The 24,447-nt window shown below is 31.2% G+C and carries 21 protein-coding genes and 1 pseudogene; 10 read left to right on the plus strand and 12 right to left on the minus strand.

The features are described 5' to 3' along the window. Positions 1 to 108 precede the first annotated feature (108 nt). From CD032_RS07070 to phoU, 6 genes are all read left to right on the plus strand, one after another. Positions 109 to 1,008: a CvfB family protein gene (locus CD032_RS07070; protein WP_019468775.1), complete on the plus strand. Its 900-nt coding sequence runs from the start codon at positions 109 to 111 to the stop codon at positions 1,006 to 1,008. A gap of 327 nt (positions 1,009 to 1,335) precedes the next feature. Further along, positions 1,336 to 2,295 carry a PstS family phosphate ABC transporter substrate-binding protein gene (locus CD032_RS07075; RefSeq protein WP_019468774.1) on the plus strand — a complete coding sequence of 320 codons (960 nt, stop codon included), beginning with the start codon at positions 1,336 to 1,338 and terminating at the stop codon, positions 2,293 to 2,295. 200 nt (positions 2,296 to 2,495) lie between these two features. Then, positions 2,496 to 3,425: a phosphate ABC transporter permease subunit PstC gene (pstC, locus tag CD032_RS07080; RefSeq protein WP_103211337.1), complete on the plus strand. Its 930-nt coding sequence runs from the start codon at positions 2,496 to 2,498 to the stop codon at positions 3,423 to 3,425. A gap of 1 nt (position 3,426) precedes the next feature. Continuing rightward, positions 3,427 to 4,338 carry a phosphate ABC transporter permease PstA gene (gene pstA, locus CD032_RS07085; protein WP_019468772.1) on the plus strand — a complete coding sequence of 304 codons (912 nt, stop codon included), beginning with the start codon at positions 3,427 to 3,429 and terminating at the stop codon, positions 4,336 to 4,338. A gap of 92 nt (positions 4,339 to 4,430) precedes the next feature. Further along, positions 4,431 to 5,312: a phosphate ABC transporter ATP-binding protein PstB gene (pstB, locus tag CD032_RS07090; protein WP_019468771.1), complete on the plus strand. Its 882-nt coding sequence runs from the start codon at positions 4,431 to 4,433 to the stop codon at positions 5,310 to 5,312. 3 nt (positions 5,313 to 5,315) lie between these two features. Continuing rightward, positions 5,316 to 5,960 (plus strand): phosphate signaling complex protein PhoU, encoded by a 645-nt coding sequence (gene phoU / locus CD032_RS07095; RefSeq protein ID WP_019468770.1) that lies wholly within the window; start codon positions 5,316 to 5,318, stop codon positions 5,958 to 5,960. 108 nt (positions 5,961 to 6,068) lie between these two features. Here the strand turns inward: phoU and pepF are convergent, their stop codons facing one another. Next, complete coding sequence (gene pepF, locus CD032_RS07100; RefSeq protein ID WP_040029854.1) at positions 6,069 to 7,889, minus strand: oligoendopeptidase F; 1,821 nt, start codon at positions 7,887 to 7,889, stop codon at positions 6,069 to 6,071. Between the two features lie 258 nt (positions 7,890 to 8,147). On the opposite strand from pepF, the gene CD032_RS07105 reads away from it, so the two are divergent. Next, positions 8,148 to 8,498 carry a hypothetical protein gene (locus tag CD032_RS07105; RefSeq protein WP_019468768.1) on the plus strand — a complete coding sequence of 117 codons (351 nt, stop codon included), beginning with the start codon at positions 8,148 to 8,150 and terminating at the stop codon, positions 8,496 to 8,498. A gap of 182 nt (positions 8,499 to 8,680) precedes the next feature. Next, complete coding sequence (locus CD032_RS07110) at positions 8,681 to 9,436, plus strand: MerR family transcriptional regulator (protein WP_019468767.1); 756 nt, start codon at positions 8,681 to 8,683, stop codon at positions 9,434 to 9,436. 935 nt (positions 9,437 to 10,371) lie between these two features. Here the strand turns inward: CD032_RS07110 and CD032_RS07115 are convergent. Next, a pseudogene (locus CD032_RS07115) lies at positions 10,372 to 11,572 on the minus strand (class I SAM-dependent methyltransferase). Positions 11,573 to 11,776: 204 nt separating this feature from the next. On the opposite strand from CD032_RS07115, the gene CD032_RS07120 reads away from it, so the two are divergent. Next, complete coding sequence (locus CD032_RS07120) at positions 11,777 to 12,298, plus strand: DUF308 domain-containing protein (RefSeq protein WP_019468764.1); 522 nt, start codon at positions 11,777 to 11,779, stop codon at positions 12,296 to 12,298. Between the two features lie 326 nt (positions 12,299 to 12,624). Here CD032_RS07120 and CD032_RS07125 read toward each other — a convergent pair whose 3' ends face one another. The 10 genes from CD032_RS07125 to CD032_RS07170 all read right to left on the minus strand — a co-directional run bounded on the left by CD032_RS07125 (position 12,625) and on the right by CD032_RS07170 (position 22,581). Further along, the gene (locus tag CD032_RS07125; RefSeq protein WP_019468763.1) at positions 12,625 to 13,884 is read right to left on the minus strand and encodes an aminoacyltransferase; all 1,260 of its coding nucleotides are present in this window, start codon (positions 13,882 to 13,884) and stop codon (positions 12,625 to 12,627) included. Positions 13,885 to 13,916: 32 nt separating this feature from the next. Continuing rightward, complete coding sequence (locus CD032_RS07130; protein ID WP_019468762.1) at positions 13,917 to 15,176, minus strand: aminoacyltransferase; 1,260 nt, start codon at positions 15,174 to 15,176, stop codon at positions 13,917 to 13,919. Positions 15,177 to 15,468: 292 nt separating this feature from the next. After that, the gene (locus CD032_RS07135) at positions 15,469 to 16,128 is read right to left on the minus strand and encodes a type 1 glutamine amidotransferase domain-containing protein (RefSeq protein WP_040029852.1); all 660 of its coding nucleotides are present in this window, start codon (positions 16,126 to 16,128) and stop codon (positions 15,469 to 15,471) included. A 120-nt stretch (positions 16,129 to 16,248) separates the two neighbouring features. Continuing rightward, positions 16,249 to 16,992 carry a tryptophan synthase subunit alpha gene (gene trpA, locus CD032_RS07140; protein ID WP_019468760.1) on the minus strand — a complete coding sequence of 248 codons (744 nt, stop codon included), beginning with the start codon at positions 16,990 to 16,992 and terminating at the stop codon, positions 16,249 to 16,251. Next, positions 16,985 to 18,199, minus strand: a complete 1,215-nt coding sequence (gene trpB, locus CD032_RS07145) for a tryptophan synthase subunit beta (RefSeq protein WP_019468759.1) — start codon at positions 18,197 to 18,199, stop codon at positions 16,985 to 16,987. The genes trpA and trpB overlap by 8 nt, the downstream gene beginning before the upstream one ends. 2 nt (positions 18,200 to 18,201) lie before the next feature. After that, a complete protein-coding gene (locus CD032_RS07150; RefSeq protein ID WP_019468758.1) occupies positions 18,202 to 18,831 on the minus strand; it encodes a phosphoribosylanthranilate isomerase in 630 nt (209 codons plus the stop codon). After that, complete coding sequence (gene trpC, locus CD032_RS07155) at positions 18,828 to 19,610, minus strand: indole-3-glycerol phosphate synthase TrpC (protein WP_040029850.1); 783 nt, start codon at positions 19,608 to 19,610, stop codon at positions 18,828 to 18,830. The genes CD032_RS07150 and trpC overlap by 4 nt, the downstream gene beginning before the upstream one ends. Continuing rightward, the gene (trpD, locus tag CD032_RS07160) at positions 19,594 to 20,610 is read right to left on the minus strand and encodes an anthranilate phosphoribosyltransferase (RefSeq protein WP_019468756.1); all 1,017 of its coding nucleotides are present in this window, start codon (positions 20,608 to 20,610) and stop codon (positions 19,594 to 19,596) included. The genes trpC and trpD overlap by 17 nt, the downstream gene beginning before the upstream one ends. Further along, positions 20,579 to 21,175 carry an anthranilate synthase component II gene (locus CD032_RS07165; protein WP_040029849.1) on the minus strand — a complete coding sequence of 199 codons (597 nt, stop codon included), beginning with the start codon at positions 21,173 to 21,175 and terminating at the stop codon, positions 20,579 to 20,581. The genes trpD and CD032_RS07165 overlap by 32 nt, the downstream gene beginning before the upstream one ends. Continuing rightward, positions 21,172 to 22,581 carry an anthranilate synthase component I gene (locus tag CD032_RS07170; protein ID WP_019468754.1) on the minus strand — a complete coding sequence of 470 codons (1,410 nt, stop codon included), beginning with the start codon at positions 22,579 to 22,581 and terminating at the stop codon, positions 21,172 to 21,174. Before CD032_RS07170 ends, CD032_RS07165 begins: the two co-directional genes overlap by 4 nt. Before the next feature lie 688 nt (positions 22,582 to 23,269). On the opposite strand from CD032_RS07170, the gene CD032_RS07175 reads away from it, so the two are divergent. Beyond that, positions 23,270 to 24,361, plus strand: a complete 1,092-nt coding sequence (locus tag CD032_RS07175; protein ID WP_103211339.1) for a prephenate dehydrogenase — start codon at positions 23,270 to 23,272, stop codon at positions 24,359 to 24,361. Positions 24,362 to 24,447: the final 86 nt, after the last annotated feature.

A 24,447-nucleotide genomic window follows, 5' to 3' on the forward strand; every position in this document is an offset into this window, starting at 1 on the left:
TATAACACACTTAAGAGGGAGTTTCGACCATTCACAATGAGTTGATGCTTGTTTCTTTATAGCATGTTATAATAGATAAGAATAAATTAAAGTACGAAGGAGAACAGTATGGCCCAAGAAGAGAAAAATATTGTAGGTTCCATTGAATTTCTTGAAGTTGTTGGATTAGAAGGATCTACTTACAAGTTACAAGGACCAAACGGAGAAGAAGTTAAACTCAATCAATCAGAAGTAAATGAAGAAGATGATTTAATCATAGGCGAGGAATATAGCTTTTTCATTTATCCTAATAGATCTGGCGCATTGTTTGCTACACAAAATATGCCAGACATTACTACTAGCAAATATGATTTTGTGAAAGTTTTAAAAACCGATCGAGATGGTGCACACGTTGACGTAGCTCTTCCAAGGGAAGTTTTAATTCCGTGGATTGATTTACCAAAAGTAAAAGATGTATGGCCAATACAAGGTGATGAATTATTAGTTACTTTACGTATTGATAGCGAAAACAACATGTTTGCTCGTCTAGCAACTGAAACAATTGTTGATTCAATGTACACACCAGTAAACGATGATACATTACAAAATAAAGTTATCGAAGCAAGACCATACAGAGTATTGAGAATCGGAAGCTTCATGTTATCCAAAGATGGTCACAAAATATTCGTACATGAGTCTGAACGTAAATCTGAACCTCGCTTAGGTGAAAAGCTAGAAGTTCGAATTATCGGGCATAATGAAAAAGGGGAACTCAACGGTTCTTTTTTACCATTTGCTCATGAAAGACTTGACGAAGATGGTCAACATATTTTTAATTTACTTGTTGAATATGATGGCGAACTTCCGTTTTGGGACAAATCAAGCCCCGAAGCTATTAAGGAAGTATTTAATATGAGTAAAGGCGCATTTAAACGTGCGATTGGTCATTTATATAAAAACAAAATTATAACAATTGAAACTGGTAAAATCGCGCTAACTAATAAAGGTTGGAGCAGAGTTGAAGACTAGTTCTTTCTATATTAAATAGTGTTTAAATATTTATAATTTTATCCTGTACTACATAAATCAACATGTAGCACAGGATTTTTTTGTTTTTATGTTACAAATCATGCGCTTTTTGTAATATTCATATTTTTACAAATGTTGTCATATCAAGGTTTAATTAAAAACATACGCCATAGATCCTACCATTGTGAATTTTGTAAACAAGGTCAATAAATACTTAACAAAACATTTACATTAACTATATTTGTATTTAATAAAAGGTGTGTAGTATAGGAACTGTAAGAAATACATATAACTTTTGGGTTATTCACTTATTAGGAGGATGTTTCAATGAAAAAATGGCAATTATTTGGTACTACTGTAATCGGTGCTTCACTTTTATTAGGAGCTTGTGGCGGCGGAAATAGCGATTCTGGTAAAGGAAGTGGAGAAGTTAAAGGTGATGGTTCATCTACTGTAGGTCCAATCATTGAAAAATTAAATGAAAAATTTGCTAAAGATAATTCAGATGTAACTGTATCAAATGGTACATCGGGAACTGGTGGTGGATTCGAAAAATTCATTTCAGGCAGCACTGATTTCTCAAATGCATCTAGACCTATAAAAGATGAAGAAAAGAAAAAATTAGATGATAAAGGTATTAAATATGATGAATTTAAAGTTGCACAAGATGGTGTAACAATTACAGTGAATAAAGAAAATGACTTTGTAGATGAACTTACGAAAGAGCAATTAAGCGAAATCTACTCAGGCAAAGCAAAAACATGGAAAGACGTTAATTCAAAATGGCCAGATAAAGAAATTAAAGCATTCTCTCCTGACCAATCACACGGTACTTACGATTTCTTCTCTGAAGAAATTATGGACAAAAAAGATATCAAAGCAGAGAAAAATGCTGACACAAATACAATTGTCCAATCAGTAGAGAAAAACAAAGACAGTGTCGGTTACTTTGGTTATAACTTCTATAAACAAAATAAAGACAAATTAAAAGAAGTTAAAATCAAAGATGAAAATGGTCAATTAACAGAACCAACTAAGAAAACAATCCAAGATGGTTCTTATGCATTAAGCAGACCACTTTATATCTACACTAACGAGAAAAAATTAAAAGATAATGAAGGATTCCAAGACTTCATGAAATTTGTCATGAAGGATAAAGGAAAATCAGCTGAAGAAGCAGGATTTGTTGCTTTACCTGAAAAAGATTACACAGAACAACAAAGTAAATTAAAAGACATCATTGGTAAAGATAGCGACAAAGAAGACAGCAAAAAAGAAGATAAATAAACATAATAGCAATTTTTAAAGTTGGGATTCCGGGAGTAGATAGACAAAACACATTATTAAAATGATCTATCTACTTCCAAGTTCAATTTATCTAGCGTTTAACAATATAGTGAAAATCGCTATGTTGCTAAACGCTAGATGAAGAACAGTCCCAACTTTATTTTAAATATTGGGAGTCTATACGAAAGAAGGGTATTTACATGGCTAATCAGAATACTTCTATTAGTGAAATGATTGCTAACAATAACGCTAAGAAAAAAGGCATTAGCGATAAAATTGTACCAATCATTCTGGGAATCATTGCAATTTGCTCAATTCTAGCAACAGTAGGGATTATCGTTACATTATTAACAGAAACCATTACATTTTTCACACGTGTTCCAATAACTGAATTTTTATTTTCTAAAGATTGGAATCCATTCTCATCAACACCACAATATGGTATTTGGGCATTAATTTTAGGTACGCTTAAAATTACAGCTATTGCAACAATCGTTGCTGTTCCTCTTGGGTTAGGAGCTGCTTTATATTTACGTGAATATGCTTCAACAAGAGTAAGAAAAATAATAAAACCTATATTAGAAATATTGTCTGGGATACCAACTATTGTTTTCGGCTTTTTCGCTTTAACATTTGTTACACCTGTACTCCGTTCAATATTTCCTGAGTTAGGCAGCTTTAACTCAATTAGTCCTGGTATTGTCGTAGGCGTTATGATTATTCCGTTGATCTCAAGTATGAGTGAAGATGCTATGTCATCAGTACCAAACAAAATACGTGAAGGTGCACTTGGTTTAGGCGCAACAAAATTTGAAGTTGCAACAAAAGTAATATTACCAGCCGCTACTTCAGGTATCATGGCATCTATTGTATTAGCTATTTCACGTGCAATCGGGGAAACAATGATTGTATCACTCGCTGCAGGTAGTACACCTAGTTCATCATTAGATTTAACTGGGTCAATCCAAACAATGACAGGATATATTGTACAAGTAGCAACAGGAGATGCGACATTTGGCTCTGATATCTATTACAGTATCTATGCTGTTGGTTTCACATTATTCTTATTCACACTTGTGATGAATTTAATTTCACAATGGATTACGAAACGCTTTAGAGAGGAGTATTAATATGGCAGAGACAAATACTAAAGCGCTTGTTAATCAACAAAAAGTTGAGAAAAAACTTTCCAGTAGGTTAGCAACAAATAAATTCAATAAATGGGCATTTTTCACATGTACTTTAGTAGCCTTACTTTTTTTAGCTGCTTTAATTATAGATACACTCATTAAAGGCGCGGGGCATTTAACACCGTCGTTCTTCACCAATTTCTCATCTTCTACGCCTTCAATGGCCGGTGTGAAAGGTGGTTTAATCGGTACAATTTGGTTAATGATTACTATTATTCCAATTTCAATTATATTGGGTGTAGGTACAGCAATTTATTTAGAAGAATATGCTAAAGATAATGCATTAACAAGTTTTATTAAAGTTAGTATTTCAAACTTAGCTGGTGTACCTTCAGTTGTTTTTGGTTTACTTGGTCTCACTATTTTTGTAAGAGGTATGGGTATAGAAGCGCTTGCTTTAAGTAACTCTGTACTTGCTGCGGCTTTAACTATGTCGTTACTTATCTTACCAGTCATTATCGTTGCGAGCCAAGAAGCCATCAGATCGGTGCCAAGCTCGGTTAGAGAAGCTTCATATGGCTTAGGTGGAAATAAATGGCAAACAATACGTCGAGTTGTCTTACCAGCAGCTATTCCAGGTATACTAACAGGTTTCATTCTAGCATTATCACGTGCATTAGGCGAAACTGCACCACTCATACTAATCGGTATACCGACTGTATTATTAAGTTTACCTTCAAGTGTATTCGACCAATTTCAAGCATTACCTATGTCAATTTACAATTGGGCAAAACTACCTCAAGATGAATTCCAAAATGTTGCGTCTGCCGGTATCATTGTCTTGCTAGTCATTTTACTGCTAATGAACGCAATTGCGATATTCTTGAGAAACAAATACAGTAAAAAATATTAATGTTATTTCAAAATCAAATTTAATTAAACGGTTATTTTGGGGAGAAATTATAATTTTATAGTTTGAAAGTAACCGTAAAAGGAGTTTTAATTATGGCTAAAGATACAATTAAAGAAGAGAAAACAAAAATAGCGGAACATACGAATCAAAATTCAGTACCAATTGCATCGATTGATAGAGACACAGATAACAAAGAACATAAAATTCCTGATAGTGAGAAAAAAATTGTCTATTCTACAAAAAATCTAGATTTATGGTACGGCGATAATCATGCCTTAAAAAACATAAATCTTGATATCTTAGAAAATAATGTCACTGCTATTATAGGACCATCGGGTTGTGGTAAATCTACTTATATCAAAGCATTAAATAGAATGGTAGAACTTGTACCATCTGTTAAAACAGCAGGTAAAATCATTTACCGTGATCAAAATATTTTCAACGAAAAATATTCAGTTGAAAAATTAAGAACAAATGTCGGAATGGTGTTCCAACAACCCAACCCATTCCCAAAATCAATATATGATAATATCACATACGGACCTAAAATACATGGTATTAAAAACAAAAAGATTCTTGATGAAATTGTAGAAAAATCTTTACGTGGCGCTGCAATATGGGATGAATTAAAAGACCGCTTAGATACAAACGCGTATAGCTTATCAGGTGGCCAACAACAGCGTGTTTGTATTGCACGTACATTAGCAATTGAACCAGATGTTATTTTAATGGATGAACCAACATCTGCGCTAGATCCAATTTCAACATTAAAAGTAGAAGAGCTCGTACAAGAACTAAAAGAAAAATATTCAATCATTATCGTTACACATAATATGCAACAAGCTGCGCGTGTATCTGATAAAACAGCATTTTTCCTTAACGGTTATGTAAATGAATACGACGACACGGATAAAATCTTCTCTAATCCATCTGATAAACAAACAGAAGATTATATCTCTGGTCGTTTCGGTTAATATATGGTTATTAGAGAGAAATATGAAGGCCAATTAGACGCATTAATGAAAGATTTACGTCGACTTGGCCTTCACGTATATTATAATATTGAATATGGATTAAAATCGTTAAGTGAAGAGGATAGAAATTATGCACGGGAAACAATTGCGAACGATAAAGACATCAATGCCTTAGAAACAGAAATAAATGAAAAAGTAATTATGTTAATTACTAAACAACAGCCCATCGCTACTGATTTAAGGTTGATGATGGCTGCATTAAAAATCGCTTCTGATTTTGAAAGAATTGGTGATAATGCTGCTAATATTGCAGAAATTAGATTACGAGCCAAAATCACCGATGAATACGTGCTTACAAGATTAAACACAATGGGTAAACTTGCATTATTAATGTTAAAAGATTTAGATGATGCGGTAAAAAGAGACGATGTTACCTTGATTAAGGAAATTATTGAACGTGACGAAGATATTGATGATTTATATAAAAATATTGTTAATACTACTTATTTAATAGATAATGACCCTTTTGTTGCAGGACAAGCGCATCTAGCAGCCAGACATTTGGAACGCATCGGTGACCACATCAGTAATGTTGCAGAAAGTATTTTTTACTTTGTCACAGGTGAACGTTACGAATCATATGACTAATAAGCAAAAAGCACGATGTTGAAGATAAGCTACATCCAGTTGTAAAACAGGACTTGCTTATTTTATCGACATCGTGCTTTTTTAATAATATGTCTTTATTTATATTTATTAGTGTTGATGCTTGCCTGCTTCAATTTCATCAGTAAGTTGCTCCAACTCATCTACCAATTTACCTATATATGCAATTGTAGATTTTAATGGCTGATCAGTACGAATATCAATACCAGCCAATTGAGCCAATTCAGTAGGTGATTGACTGCCACCTGCTTGCAATGTTTTTAACCAATCATTCACAGCAGGCTGTCCTTCTTGTTGAATACGTTGTGACATAACTGTACCTATTGTTAAGCCAGCAGAATACGTATACGAATATAATCCCATATAATAATGTGGTTGTCTCATCCATGTAAGCTCTGAACCTTTAGTAAATTTAACACTTTCTCCAAAGAATTGAGTGTACACATCCAGCATAATTCGATTTAATACTGGCGCAGTTAGTGATTCACCATTATCAACTTTTTTATATACTTCGCGTTGATACGCTGCTTCCAGTAAATGCGTTACCATATTGTGATAATATGTTCTAGAAATGATAGAACCAATAACCCAACGCTTAAATTGAGCATCGCTACTATTTTCGAATAAATAATTCGCCATTAACATCTCATTCATTGTCGATGGTGCCTCTACAAAATACATGGATGGTTCTGATTCCAAATAATTTTGATGACTTTGTGCTAACGTAAAATGGCCAGCGTGTCCTAACTCATGTGCTAAAACAAATGTCTCAGTCATTTTACCAGTCCAAGAAATAAATATATATGAATGTGTAGCATATGGACTTGCACAATACGCTCCTGTATCTTTGCCTTTGTTTTGAGCAAAATCTATCCATCTATCTTGATAAGCTGTTTCAACCATATTCAAATAATTTTCACCTAATACATTTAATGCGCCATAAATATATTTTTTAGAATCTTCAATAGAGATATCTGGTTCGTAATTAGGATCTATAGATATCTTTAAATCTTCAAAATGCATGACTTCTAAGCCATGAACACGTTTAATCAATTTCGCATATTTTTGCATAATAGGCGCTAAATTGCTCATAATAACATCAATTTGACGGTCAAACATATCTCGAGTAATTTCTTGATCTTGTAACAGGTAATCAATTACAGAATCATAACCACGTAAATCTGCTTCAATTTTTTCTTGTTGTACTTGCATATTATATGTAGCAGCAGTTGTATGTTGATACTTATTTAATGCATCAGTAAATTTCTTGAAACTAATCCTTCTAAATGCTTCTTCTGGATGATCTTCATATTCATTTTCAAAGGTAGCATAATCTAAAGGGTATGTTTTACCGTTATATTCAAATGAATCAAAATCTATATCTAACATCTTCGTTATTCCATATAATTCAAAAGGGCGTTCAAACACTGATGATAAACTTGCTAATGTTTTTTCGACTTCAGGACTAAGTTGATACGGTTTACTTTCTTTTAATTTCTTTAAAAAATGTGGGTATTTAGATGTTGAAATAAAATGATTTAATACATCATCAGAAAGTTCCAATATTTCTGATTCAACAAATGATAGCTCACTCGCAATTTTTCCATAAGTATTTGAAAATTTAGCACTTAATGTTTGTGCTTGCTCATTCGCCGTATCTACACTTAATCTCAATTCTGCATAATTTGCCATTTTATCTAATTGGACCAAGATATCAGAATATATAGCTAATGCCTTTTCAATAATAGTAGGATTATCTAATTGATGAACATAATTTTCATTAAATGTTTTAGCAGCTGCTGTGGTGTTATCTAAAGTTTGATAAAATGCTTCATCTGATGAAAATAAAGCTGAAATATCCCAAGTTGTTTCAGCTGGAACTTCATTTCTAAGTGGTAAAGTATCTGCCATCTAATCACTCCTAATCATGTATATTAATTTCATGTTTAATTATACATGAAATTACCTAGTAAGATACAATAGTGCGTTTATAGACCAAATACGCGTAAGAAAATAGGTTGTCTAATTATATAAAGAATGTTAATTTGACGTGATTAAAGCAATATTTTAATATGTTATTATACTACTCAAGATGTATATGATATATAATTTTATTTAGTATAATTGTTATAATGACTAATATGTCGATTTTTATAAGGAGCGCTATAAATGACTATTTTTGATTTACCTAATTTTTTATGGATTACAGTAGTGGCTGTTATAGTAGTTACATTATTCTGTACACTTGTTTTAAATAAATGGTTTGCACCTGCTATTTTAACATTTGTTATATTAGCTATTGCTGCATTCTTAATACCTAATTTTGAAAATATTACTTACGAACCTTTACTAGGTTTTGCTGCATTTATGGCGGTATTAAGTTTAATCATGAGCTTTTTAATTTGGTACTTTACGCGTGACTTCAGACGTAAACGTCGAGAAAAAAAGGCATTAAAAGAAATGAAAAAACGTGGTATCTCGCCTGAAGACGAAGCACATGAATTTAAAAGAAGAAAATAATTATTTAAATGTAACATAGAAAATTAACTCCATAATAATTGCGTCAACTAATATGATTAAAAGTCCCTGACATATTTTGTCTCAGGGACTTTTTTTTATACTGCTATAAAATATGTAAAAACTTATTATTGACCCTAACGTTCCGTTAAGCATTATAGTCATTATATGAGGAGGTAAGATAAATGCAAATGACGGTTAAAGAAATAGCCAATTTAGTAGGTATTAGTGTGCGTACGTTACATTACTATGATGAAATTAATTTATTAAATCCAACAAAACTGTCCAAGTCAGGATACCGGCTATATTCAGAAACAGACCTAGATAAATTACAGCAAATTTTATTTTTTAGAGAACTCGACTTTTCTCTTAAAAAAATTAAATCAATCATTGATAGCCCGTCTTTCGACAGACAAGAAGCATTAAAGATGCACAAGCAATTACTTATTGAAAGAAAAAATCGTACCGATCAAATGATTCAAACAATCGATCAAACATTACGTCATATGAAAGGAGAAATAACAATGACCAATAAAGAAAAATTCGAAGGTTTTAATTTTGATAATTCACCTCAAAGCTATGATGAAGAAGCACGTAAAAAGTGGGGCGATAGCATGATTATAAAAGCTAACCAACCTATTAACTCATGGTCAGATAAAGAAAAAGATGTAAAAACAAAAGAAATGAATGATATCTTTTCAACTTTCGCCAATTTAAAAAGTCAGCCACCAGAATCTGTTGAAGTCCAGTCAAACGTACAAAAATGGTATGATTATTTAAATTCAAACTTAGATTTTAATTACACATTAGATATTTTTGAGTCCTTAGGTAATATGTATGTTGAAGACGAAAGATTCAAAGTAAATATTGATAAATTTGGAACAGGCACTGCTCAATTTATTAAAGATGCAATAGATGTTTATGTAAAAAACAAACAATAATGCTATGCCTTTATTAAATCAAAAAAATTACGATTTGATAAAGGCATATATTTTATGTAAAATTATCAACTATATTTTCAATGTCAATAATTAAAACTGTAGCGTTCGTATAGTGTTTAATAGATTAATACGTATTCCTACATATTTAAAATGCAATACAAATAACTATATACAATGAATACATAGTGACTTAATAATTGTAGTTATTAAAGTAGATAACGAATAATTTAATTTAAACTACGACTAGAGTATGAAATTGGTTATTCAAAAAGCTAACGGAAATAAATTAGAACAAAGGTAAATAGCATAATGATTATAAGATAGGTACCTTATATCAAAATATATAACTTCCTATAATATATATTATGTAAACTAAAATATTAATTTATATATGTATGCTGATTTATCTATTAATTTGTAAAACTATAAAGTTCATCGTATGATAAATCCTTAATTAATTTAACAAAAACTTAAGCTACAAATACAAAATTAACTTAAAACTGACAATCACATCTTAATGCATTCAGGTGAACATCACTATATGAATTCTACTTTTTCTTAACCATCCTCAATGTGTATTTACAGTAATTGCCAATAACATTAACATAAATGATTTTTTTCTTCAGTTGCAATCACGTTTACATAGATACACAAAAACAAATTTCAACGTTCAGAAATCAACTTCTCAGCGTTTCATATGAAATGTTTCTTTAAAAAGTAATTATAATTTCTATTAATTATAAGAGTATTGCTATTGCTATCAGATAATATTTATAACAATCCTTACTTAACTTATGGTTTAAAAATAAACATATATAATTATAGGTTTACATAACATAAATAACGTTAACTAAATGATTGTCTTATATAACAAAAAAATCAATAGTGTTGAGATAAAAAGTAAAATCTCCACACTATTGATCAAAAATTTTATTTTAATTATCTTTGTATAAATAATCTCTTGTCATTGTCAGTTCGTTATTGATGCCTTTTGTGATTAAAAATTGGTGCAAATCGGAAACACAACATGTGAAATTTGCTGCACATGCATTCAAATACAAACGCCACATTCTTATAAACCTCTCATCAAATTGTTCTCGTACTTTATCTATATTTGCTTCAAAATTTTCTGCCCAGTTGCGTAAAGTTAACGTGTAATGCCTTCTTAAACTTTCTACATCTACAATTTTTAAGTTATTTTGTGACATGTTATCAACTAACTCTCTTATAGAAGGAATTGCACCTCCAGGAAAAATATATTTAGTGAGAAAGTCGTTACCTTCTACTTCTACAAGTCCAGTAATACAATGCAATAAAGCCACACCGCCATCGTTCAATAGCTTATGTGTATTTTCCATGAACATAGGAATATGATCATGGCCAACATGTTCTAACATGCCTACGCTTACAATGCGATCAAACGTTCTCTTTTCATTAATAAGTTCTCTATAATCCATTAACTTAACATCCACTTGACCGATCAAACCTTCAGCTTTAATGCGCTCTTTTGTTTTAATATATTGTTCTTCACTTAATGTAATGCCTAACGTTTGGACATTATATTGTTTTGCAGCTTCAATAATAAGATGCCCCCATCCAGATCCAATATCTAATAAATTTTGTCCAGATTGTAAATTAAGCTTTTTTAATATATGGTTAATCTTGTTAACTTGAGCTGTATATAACGAATCTTCTTTCGTTTTAAAATATGCACAAGAATAATTCATTGTTTCATCTAACCATAAGCGATAAAAATCGTTGCCTAAATCATAATGAAATGAAGCATTTTCTTTCGCAGTTTTTTTATTGTTTTTATATTTTTTACGAGAGTGCACATATTTTTGCTTAGGTTTATTAATAAAACTTTTTTGTTGTGAAAAGATGGACTCCATAATAAATTCTAAATCACCACTGACTTCAATATACTTATCCATATAGCCTTCTGCTAATGCAATCATCGGATTTGCTTTTAACAATTTTTTATTTAATGGCTTATTGAAAGTTAGGCTTATTGAAAGTTAAATGAAATTTAGCAATTCCATCGTTATAATGTACGGTTGAACCATCCCAAAATGTTACACTAAACGGCTCAGTCGCCAAATTTTTTAATAGTTTTTTATAAATTGATTTTTGAATCGAAATTCCCACTGATCATACACTCCTAAAACGAATACTTAATTTTAAAACCATACATATTATAGATTGAACCTAAATATTTATTAAATCAAACAAAACAGGTTACTTTGTTATTCAATTTTGTTAACATAATAATATTATTATTTACTAAAGTGTTGAATACTTTCATTTTGGGTAAATATTATTGAGATTGGAGTGAAAAACATGCAACAAAAATCAGGTATTAAATGGTCCAGTTTATTAATAGGTGTCTTTTTTTTGATTATAGGCGTTTTTATCATTAGTTTTCCTGAAGAAAATTTATTTGCCATTACTTGGTTAATAGGTATTTTATTTATAATTAATGGCTTTATTGAAATTTTTGTAAGACGTATTATGAAACAAGCCACGCATAATGGTTCAAATTTATTGATTATCTTAGGTATTATCAACATTATTATTGGTATACTTATACTATTTAATGTAGTAACAAGTACAACATTTATTGTTTATTTATTTGCTATATGGTTTATTATTAATGCACTTTTGAATATGTTTACGATTACGCCAGCAGAAGGAGCAAACAAACGATTTCATATAGTATCTATTATATTAAACATTATAGAAATTATATTTGGTATCATTTTATTGTTTAATCCATTGATAGCTGCCGTTGTTATCGCTGTATTTATGAGCGCAGTTTTCTTTATTATTGGAATAACTTATCTCATAGATGCTTTACGTTAATTATTTTAAAAAAGTATTTCTAATATATTAGAAATACTTTTTTAACCTAAAATTTTTGAATAATATTATTTATTAATTTACTATTCTGTTTATATAATAAAATGATATTGCACTTCTGATTAGTGAGATATATACTAAAAATGTGGAAAACAACCAGAGTTGACATCGCATGATAATCCACACAAAGGGAGTGGGACGAAATCTTTTTAATAAAATTAGATTTCGTCCTACATGAAATGAGGCTGCAGGAATCCATCATGTCTCAGCCTCTTTTGAACATAAGAAAGCATACTGGCTTAGGGCTTATATACCAGTATGCTTTCTTTTTATTTTTTAATTTTTTTTCTAATATTGTTAAGCGTATTGAATAACTTATACTTCGTTTTTTTGATTGGTTTATAAAAATCACCAATTAATTCTTCAATTTGTACGCCGAAACCTCGTTTAAATCGATATACACCATAATCTTCACTATTTTCAGTGAAGTCACCAGATAAGCCATAGAAATTATAACGGCCATATCCATGATCAAAACAATAGTTAATCATAAACCAATGCATCATATAAGGTCCCATATATTGATTGTATTTTTCAGATGACCCACCTGAGAAATAATTCACTTCATACGCATTAGCAAAATATACGCCTGCTGCAAGGTTTAAGATTGAGCCATCTGTCTGTCTTAATTCACTCGCATGTAATAATTCTTTTTTGTCATGTTCAATTTGTTTATCGATTTCAGCAATTTTTTTCAATTGCTTATCAGATTTATTTTCATTTTGCATCATTTGATCTCTACGCGCTTCTTTTTCATTTATACTTTCTTGCGTATTCGTAATATATTCATCTAGATCAATATAAGCTAGAGGAATTAAAGCTTTATCACCATAATTATCGATAAAATTATAGAAATATTCATCAGTTTTTGATACAAAACCAGCTCGTTTTTCAGTTTCACGATAAAGTGATAAAAAGATGTCAAATTCATCTCTTTCTAAAAATCTTACCTTCACACCAAAATTAATTGCTTTATTAATATTTCGTTTTCTTTGGCTATCAAATTGTTTTTTTAATGATGTTGGTGATTTACCATCTAAATTAAGTACACCCATCCATCTAACTTGACTTGATGTATCATATTCTGTTGTAAAACCATGATGTGTATATCCATGTGATTTAAATAAATTAACAAGCGCATCATTTTCTTGATAATCAGGCATTGGATTAATATCTTTATCATAAATTTGGTATATCCAATAAGGATCCATTTTCACATATAAACAATTTTGTTTTTGAAGGTAAGTATCTAACTCACGTAAATAGAAATCAACTAAACCTAAATCATTATAATCCATGACTGGACCTCGGTTTGAATAATATACATAGCTACCCATAGTTGGGATTTTAGAGAAAAGACTAGCTGCGATAACTTGATTATCATCATCTTTTAAGCCTAATAAAACAACTTGAAAACCATCTTCTTCTCTAGTAGCTATATTTTCCTTTACTTGAAAGTAATGACTCTCTAATGCTGGATTTTGTACAAAATTGTCATATTCTTTGACAGTTAACTCTGTAAATTTCATTATAGCTAGTTCCTTTCTAAATATAATACGTGTTACTTTTTATCTTTTAATCTCTTTAACATTGTATAAACTTTGTACATTGGTTTATTTATTGGTTTTATAAAATCACCAACATATTCAACTACATTAGCGTTAAAGCCTTTTTTAAATTTAACAACACCTGCATCTTCTGCATCTTCTGAAAAATCACCACTTATGCCATAGAAGTTATATCTATCAATATTATTATCGATTGCATAATTTATCATTTTCCATTGTATTGCATAACTTCCCGCAAAATGTCTAAATTCGTTAGATGTTCCTCCAGCGTAATACACTACTTCGTACGGATTAACAATAAAGAATGCTGCTGAAATCGGTAATTCATTACCGTGTTGTTCTTGTAATGACTTAGCTTCATCAATTTTTTGTTGATTTGCAATAAGTTGTTTTTCTAAATTTTCTTTTTTATTATATGCTTTTTTATTTTCAGGACGTTTTTCTATATCTTTAAGCGCTTTGTTGATATCTTTACTTAACACTTCACGCTCTGACTTCAGTTCATCGATATATGCTTCAAAATCCATATAAGCTAATGGCACCAATACACGATTCTTATAATACTTTAATCTATTGTAATAGAAACTGTCTTCTCTATCATCGAAATCTTTAGTTTCTGAAGTATCTTCCATAAACGAACGGAAAATAGGTAATTCATCTTCGCCTAGGAATCTGACCTTCACGCCATTTTTTTGAACTTTTTTCGTATTACGTTTACGTAAACTATCCATATCATTTAGTACATCTTTTGCTGTTTTATCTTTTAAATCTAATACGGAATGGAATCTTATTTGAATAATTGGATCAAAGCCAGTTAAAAATCCTTGATGTTTATAACCAAGTTGTTTCATTTTATCGAAGATCCAATCATGACCTGCATTTTCTAATACATCTCCATCGTGATTTCGATATTGGTATGCTAAGTATGGATCTACTCTTAAATATAATGCATTATGTTTTTTTACATATTTAGCTAATTCATTGAAAAAATAATGGACGAGTTCTTTATTTTCAAAATCAATTACTGGTCCACGATTTGTATAAAAATATTTAAATATTTTCATAACTGGTACAGCCGTTAATAAACATGCTGCTATAACTTCATTTTCATTATTTTTAACGCCTACTAAATGTGTTTCTGTGCCTTCTGCAATTTTTAATTCATAATTCCCTACCATCTGTGTGAAATGACTGTTGGGCATATGATCAACAAATGCACCAAACTCTTTTGCAGTTAAATTCGTAAATTTCATTTTATATACTCCTATTTGTCTATAGTACTTTATTTCGAGTTTAAACTTTAATCTTAATTATTATACAATATTCAATTATAAAACTAAATCGATACCCTAGTTAGAATTACTAAATGCTACAATTTACTTATTATTTATGTATTGTTTTATTATAGCATTACTTTTATTCTAACAAAGAATAACTATTTAAACACAAATCTTAATTTATTTATGTAAATATAAAAACTACTAACAAGTTTTTAACTTGTTAGTAGTTCGTGTTACCCAATATAACTTATTTTTAAAATCCCACCTATATCAAAGCATCTTTTAATGCTTCACCGATTGCTACACTTGATTGAGGATTTTGACCAGTGATGAATTGACTATCTGTTTCAACATGTTCGGTAAAGTTATCTTTGGTAACGAATTTAGCGCCCTGTTGCTCTAATTCTGTTTGTGTTAAGAATGGTACTTTATTTTCTAGTCCCATCGTACGCTCTTCATCATCTGTAAATGATGTTAAAGTAACACCTTCTACGAGATATTTACCATTTTTATCTTTTGCACCGACAAATGCACTTGGTCCATGACATACAGAACTTATAAACTTGCCTTCATCTTTAAAATCAGCCAAGATAGTAGCTAATTTTTGATTGTGAGCAAAATCAAATACTGTACCGTGACCACCTGGTAGATAAACTGCATCATAATCTGAAACATTAATGTTATCTATACTTGGCACATCACTTATTTTTTCTACAAATTGTGCATATTTCGTTAATTCGTCATTTTGAGTTGAATTTGGATCTAAAGGAATTTCTCCACCTTCAATTGAAACGATATCTACGTCGATACCTGATTCTGTTAAAATATGATAAGGTTCACTTGCTTCTTCCAACCATAATCCAGTTGGTGTGCCATCTTCATATTGTGCTCTACTTGTTATAATGAATAAAACTTTTTTATTCACGGTTGTCACCTCTTCATTTATTTAGGTTATTATCTACTTGAAATTACATCGAATTCATTTCGATGTTTCAATTTTGACTATCTATTTCAAATAATACCCACCTAAAATAAACATTACACATTATTCATTAATTTGTACATCATCTAGGGTTGTTCTAATCGAATTTAGATACGCGATTGTCTGTTCTTTTTGATCATGTTCAAACCGTTTAACAATTTCACTACCGATGACTACGCCATCAGCAACTTCGCTAATGTCATTAACATGTGCTTTAGTACGAATACCAAAACCAGCCACTACAGGTACATGCGCTTTGTTTTTAATTTTTTCAATTTTTCGTTTTAGTTCTGGGTGAAATTTTCCATTTTCTCCAGTTGTTGCATTCATTGTAACTGTATAGATAAACCCTTCCGCATTTTCAGCAATTTGATTGATACGTTCATCAGATGTTGTCATAGCAATTAATGAAATAATATTAACTTTACGATGAGGATGTCTATCTTTTAATTGTTGGACAAGTTCATGTGGCAAATCAGGTATAATTAATCCATATACGCCAGCTTTCTCACATGCATCAAAAAATGCATCTTCTCCATAATGATTAATAATATTGATATATGTCATGAGTACATATTGACTGTTTATAGAATCACGATGTGTAGTCAGTTCATCAAAAATGTATGCGATATTCACGCCTTGTTGTATTGCTTTATTTCCAGCTTCCATAATCACTGGACCATCAGCTACTGGATCTGAAAATGGAACGCCTACTTCAATAATATCCGCGCCTGATTCACTTAATATTTTCATATTTTCAATAAAATTTTTGTTTCCCATGATATAGGGAATAAATAATTTATGCATTACTTTCGCCACCTTGTCTCATGTAGTTTCTAATCGTTTCCATATCTTTATCACCGCGCCCTGACACAGTTACGACAATGATTTGATCTTTATCCATAGATGGTGCTAGCTCTTCAACAAAACTTAATGCATGCGCACTTTCTATCGCAGGTATAATACCTTCTGCCTGAGTGAATTTCACCAATGCATCCATAGCTTGTCTATCACTAGCAGTTGCATATTTAACTCTACCAATATCATGATAATATGAATGCTCAGGTCCTACCCCCGGATAATCTAACCCAGCTGAGATTGAATGTGCTAATTCTATCTGTCCGTTTTCATCTTGTATTAAATACATTTTTGTACCATGTAAAATACCTTCATGCCCTTTATTTATTGCGAGTGCATGTTTATCACTGTCAATGCCCTCTCCTGCTGCTTCAACACCATATAGTGCAACATCATCTTGAATAAATGGATAAAATGTACCAATAGCATTTGATCCTCCACTTACGCATGCAACTATCGCATCTGGTAAACACGCTTCTTTCTCTTTGATTTGATCTTTAATTTCAGTACCTATAACTTTTTGGAAATCTCTCACTATAGTCGGGAATGGATCTGGTCCTAAAGCAGACCCTAATAAATAATGTGTATCGTCTACATGACTTACCCAATATTGTAACGCCTTATTTACTGCATCAGATAACGTACCCTGTCCTTCAGTCACAGGTTCAACCTTTGCACCAAGTAATTCCATTCTAAATACATTTAACTCTTGTCGTTTGATATCTTCTTCACCCATAAACACTACGAGCTCCATATCAAATAATGCTGCTGCTGTCGCGCTAGCAACTCCATGTTGTCCTGCGCCTGTTTCTGCAACTAGCTTATTTTTACCCATTCTTTTAGCTAAAAGCGCTTGACCCAGCGCATTATTAATTTTGTGGGCTCCAGTATGATTTAAATCTTCTCTTTTTAAATATATTTTTGCCCCGCCTAGCGCTTCTGTATATGATGCCGCATATGTTAATGGTGTCTCTCTTCCTACATAATCTTTTAAATAATTATTCAGTTCATTTTGAAACTTAGGATCTATTTTAGCTTTTTCATAAGCTTGTTTAAGTTCTTGAATTGCTGGCATTAATGTTTCTGGGACATATTGACCACCAAAATTGCCGAAAAATCCAAATTCATCTGCTTCTGTTTGTATGTTTTTAACCATATTTAATTAACTCCTTTTACAAGTTCTATGATTGCTTGCATTTTTTCGCTATCTTTCACACCATTTGTTTCGATACCACTTGCAATATCATAACCATTGTGGTTTAAACTAAGTTTACTTACACTTTGAATATTTTTATAATCCATACCGCCAGCTATTAAAAAATCCACATCTGCTATATCTTTTAATATTTCCCAATCATAGGATTGGCCAGTACCACCATAAGAAATTGATGGTGTATCAATAATAAATCGATCTACAAAACCTTTATAATATTGAATGTACTTCGCTAATGTATTAGCGTTTTTTGCAGGTAATGCTTTAATAATTTTTATATTGTCTTTTTTTTGACGTATAAAATGAATGGTCTCTAAATTTTCCGATCCGTGTAATTGGATAGTAGTTATATTTGTATTATCTATGAGATTACTGAGCGTTTGATAATCTGGATTTACTACAATTACTACTTTATCTTTATCTTCTGGTATTATGTTAGCAAATGCTTCTATCTTATCGATATCCACATAACGTTTGCTTTTGGGGTAATGAATAAAACCAATTGCATCAATATCTAAATCTTTTGCTTTATATACATCTTCAATTGTTTTAAAACCACAAAATTTCAATTTCATACCTTCACCTTATCTAACTTTAGACTTGGTAAAAATTGACTTAAATCATCACATTTCATTAACGATTCACCGATAAGCAAACCATCAATACCTGCTTTTATAATACTTGCAACATCCTGTTTGTTGCGAATACCACTTTCAGAAATATAATAATAACCTGCTTTTTTATTTTCTAATATTTCATTTGTATGCAAAACATCTGTTACAAATCGTTTTAAATCTCTATTGTTCACACCAATAATTTTAGGATCTAACTTGTAAGCACGTTCCAACTCTTCTTTATCATGTACTTCTACTAATACTTCTAAATTTTTTGATATCGCATAATCATATAAGTCTTTCAACTGTTGATCAGTCAATACATTTACAATAAGTAAGATAATAGACGCTCCTGCCTTTTTAGCAACATCAATTTGAATAGGATCAATTACAAAATCTTTACACAATACTGGTAAATCAGTTACTTGTGTCAAAGTTTGTAATCGTTCGTAACTTCCTCCAAAATAATGTTCATCTGTTAAGATTGAAACTGCGTTTGCACCATACGTTTCATACGCCTTAACCTGTTGTTTCAAATCTCTACCTGGAAGTTCAGATAATGTCGGACTTTTCGATTTAATTTCAGCGATAACCGATAATTGATCAGCTTGTGCTAACTGTGACTCAAACGTTTGTTTATGCGTAATGTCTACCTCATCAAGGTCTGATAATTTTTTTGTATAATAGCCATCCTTCAATAATTCCTTTTTATAAGCTACGATTTCATCCAATATAGTCATACGTTTTGCCTCCCATTTTGTTATATTGTTTGAGTGCATCTCCATTTTCAATTAATATTTTTGCTTTATAAACACCTTCTTGAATAGTGGCTGTTTTTTCAGCAACATATAAGGCAATGCCTGCATTCAATAACACCACATCTCTTTTAGCGCTTTGATCTTTAACATTTAATATTTGTTTTGTAATTTCTAAATTTTCCTGAGGTGTGCCACCTTTTAAATCCGTATTTGGTGCATAATCTAATCCTAATTCTGTTGCATTTATAGAATAAGATTTAATGTGTTTGTCTTCCGTCACTTCATATAGTGTGTTATTTCCAGATAAAGTAGCCTCGTCCATACCATTTGCACCATGTAAGACAATAGCTCTTTTTCTACCTAAATCTGCTAACGTTTGCGCAATTTTATTTAATTGGGACGGTTCATAGACACCCATAACTTGATAATCTAATTTGAATGGATTAATTAATGGTCCAGTAACATTAAAAATAGTTGGATTACTAATGGCTTTTCTTAACGGTTGAATATGCTTCATAATTGGATATGTTTCAGTTGCATTTAAAAAAACAAGCCCCTGTGTTTTTAAATGTGTTGATGTTTCCTCAACACTTCGTGTTGGAATACACATTGCATTTAATAAATCGGTACTCCCTGATGCTGATGTAACGCTTCTATTACCATGTTTAATAACTGGTACACCTGCACTTGCCAATACAAAAGAAACTGTTGTTGAAATATTAAAACTATTAGATTTATCTCCACCAGTACCACAAACACACATGCTATTAGGAAAAGTTGGTTGTGTAGGATACATAGACCCTATTAAGCTTTTTGAAATATATGTTAATTCCGCTTGACTAGGTTCTCTTTCCGAAAAGGCTTCTAACAGTTCTCGTTTTGTATCATCTTCTAGTTGATCTGTGATTAATAATTCTATAAATTCGTTCATTTGTGTTTGATTAAGTGGCTTATACTGTTTTATATGATTTTGTAGACTCATTATAATTGACCTCCTCTACTATATTTAAAAAGTTATTGATGATTGCTTCACCGTATTCAGTAGCAAAAGATTCTGGGTGATATTGTATGCCAAAATGTAAATCATTAATATGCTCAAATGATTGAATACTATCTTTTGTTTGAGCAGTTATTTTTAATGTATCTGGCAACGTTTTTGGGTCACTAATTAAAGAATGATAGCGCATTATTTCAGAATATTCTGTAATATTTCGGTATAGTTTGGATTCATTTACAATCTGCATCGTATCTTTTTTACCGTGACATATTTTTTCACCTTGGATAACATCACCACCGTGGTAACATGTCAATGCTTGTGAGCCCAGACATACACCTAATATTGGTTTATGTTTATAATGTTCAATAATATTGAGTAAATAGCTAGTATCTAACGGATGTCCAGGTCCTGGCGATATAATCAAACCATCTATTTTTAAATCAAATATTTCAGGATCATCTGGATACTTAATAATTACATCAGAAGTCTTTCCTACAATATTGACTAAGTTATACGTAAAAGAATCGTAATTGTCCACTACTAAAATCATGGTGAAACCTCCAATAAACTTTTGGCTTTTAATTTTGTTTCTTCTAATTCTTTTTCAGGTATTGAATCATAAACGACACCACATCCTGCTTCTACATTGATGTATGTATCATCAATCATCATTGTACGAATCGCTAAGGCAAAATCTAGGTCATGATTACAGTTGATATATCCTATCCCTCCACTGTATACACCTCGTTTTTGAGGTTGGGCTTCATAAATTCTTTGTATTGCTCTTAATTTAGGTGCTCCTGACACGGTACCTGTAGGTAATAAACTTGCAATTACAGTCATTGGTGAATAATTTGATTTCAGTTTTCCCGTTACCTCACTAACAATATGCATAACATGTTCATAACGCTCAATTGACATTAACTTTTCAATTTTAGAACTAGCAATTTCACTCACTCTATGAATATCATTTCTACCTAAATCAACAAGCATACTATGTTCACTTATCTCTTTTTCATCATTGATTAGCTGTTGTTCATTTTCAAGATCTTCCTTGTCAGTCGCGCCTCGTTTAATTGTTCCAGCTATAGGATTTGTGACTACAGTTTGCCCTTTCACTTTGACAAAACTTTCAGGTGAACTACCTACAATAATCGGTTCATCAAAATTCAAATAATACATGTAAGGACTTGGGTTTTGTCTCTTTAAATTCTGATAAAGCTGATACGATAATTGTTGTAAATTCATTCCAAAATCATGTTTATACTTATATATAATTGAGGGTACAACTTGAAACATGTCTCCTTGTTGTATCAATGATTTCATTTCACTTACAGTTTTTTTAAATTGATCTGGTGTAATGTTCGATTCAATTGCTTTGTCTTTTATGTCATTTTTTATAGGCGAAGGATATATACTTATATTTTGCAACTCATCAACATGTCGTTTGACACGTAATGCTAATTGCTCTTCATTTTCATTTGAAAACAAGTTTGTGGATATAACATAGAGATGCTCTTTGTAATGGTCAAACACGTATACATCTTCTACCATGTGAAATTTAGCATCGTGTTGTTTATGGTCAGCTAAGTCGATTTGCTTTAATACAGGAAATTCATGTCTTACCAAATCAAAACTGCATGATCCAACAAATCCTGAGATAAATGGTAATTGTGCTAAATCTTCGTCTTCTATTTCTACTTTATATTGATCTATAAAAGCTTTCAGTTTTTCATATGGTGCTTCGTTTTCTATCTCTGTCTGCTTATCATTATATTGAATGACCAAATTTTCATTATCTAAAGTCACTGAGCCGTATACATCAAATATTACAATTGAATAACGCCCTTTCACTTTAGATTGTTCTGTACTTTCCAATACTATTTTTTGTTTTTTCAATCTTGCCAATGCTTCTGGTGTTACTTCAGCGTTTATCTTTTGATATTGCACCTTCATTTTTACTCCTCCTTATAAAAAAATCAGCATCCTTAAATATTGATTAAGGACGCTGATGCGCGGTACCACCTAAATTAGTAGATCATATCAGTCTCATCTACTCACTCATTTAACTATACGATTTTAACCCAACAAAACCCAATTTCAGTATGTGTAGGTGTTAGTTTTCATCTACCACTAACTTTCTGCTTGCTACCATTCACAACTTACTACATTTTGTTTTTTTATATAAAAAAACACCACACTAACGCATGCTGTAAGGACGCGTTACCGTGGTGCCACCTTAGTTAACAATTTCATTGTTCACTTTAAAAATTATTATATTATGCTTACGTTTAAAAGCCCAATTCACAATATATGTTGTGCTAATTTCCATCTACCATTAGCTTTCTACTTGCTACAAATCATATACGTTACTTTACCTTTCAAACGGCAACTGTCGTTGCAAAATGAATTAATTAGTATAATACAATCTTCATTCTTTTTTGTCAACTTTTATTTTTAAATTTTTCTACTTACTTAAAGTAATCTGGTGACATAGTTTTTAATTATATTGAAATTGTTTAAGCTAATGACCTTATAAATGCGTTCTGCTTTTGAAATAGAAAATAAAACATGTATTGCGAATTAACTACTCCTACTATACAATGTTACTATTCTGAAAATTTTGATAGAGGTGGTCAGCAAAATGAAACAAATACTTTTCGTAGGTTTAGGCTTAATTGGTGGTAGCCTGGCAAGTAATCTAAGATATTATCATAATGACATTGAAATTACTGCTTATGATGCAGATTGCTCCCAATTAGAAAAAGCTTTATCTATAGGAATTATTGATTATCAATCTACTGATTATAAAACCTGTGTGGAAAATGCAGATATCATTATTTATGCCACACCTGTACAACAAACAATCAAATACTTACAAGAACTACCAAACTATCAAACAAAGTCTGACGTCATTGTTACCGACACTGGCAGTACTAAATTGACTATTTTGCAATATGAACAATACCTTTTAAATCACAATATTCATCTGATTGGTGGTCACCCGATGGCAGGTAGTCATAAATCTGGCGTACTCAATGCAAAGAAACATTTATTTGAAAATGCTTTTTACGTTTTGGTTCACGACGAACCTGCAAATGATAAAGCTTTTGATGAAATACGATCATTACTTAGTACAACAAATGCAAAATTTATTGCTACTAATCCAAAAGAACATGATTTTGTGACAGGCATTGTTAGTCATGTGCCTCATATCATTGCGTCGAGTCTTGTGCATTTAAATGCACACCACGCATCTCACTCTTCATTAGTTAAAACACTTGCAGCTGGAGGCTTTAGAGACATTACAAGAATTGCAAGTGGCAGTCCAATTATGTGGCGTGATATTACTATTGAAAATAAAAATACTATTGTTGATATATTAAAAGAATGGAAATCACAAATGGAGGATGTCATTACACTCGTTGAAGAAAATAAACCCGATGCGTTATATCATTTTTATAATGATGCAAAAGTATATAGAGATGAACTCCCCCTTAAATCACAAGGTGCACTATCTATAGAGTATGATCTTTATGTAGATATTCCGGATAAACCGGGTATGATTAGCCAAGTAACACACATCATTAGTTTACATAATATTTCTATAAGCAACTTAAGAATATTAGAAGTCCGTGAGGATATCTATGGTGCGCTACGTATTAGCTTTAAAAATCCAGAAGACCGTAAAAAAGGTGCTGAAGCATTAAGTGATTTTGATACTTATATTGAATAGATTTTTTCTTTTTTTAAAAGTTTAATTACTTAATTGTTATTGCTTTATTTAGTTTTTGTTTGCATAAATCGTAAAGAACATATTTA

Source organism: Staphylococcus cohnii subsp. cohnii (assembly GCF_002902365.1).
Taxonomy (GTDB): Bacteria; Bacillota; Bacilli; order Staphylococcales; family Staphylococcaceae; genus Staphylococcus; species Staphylococcus cohnii.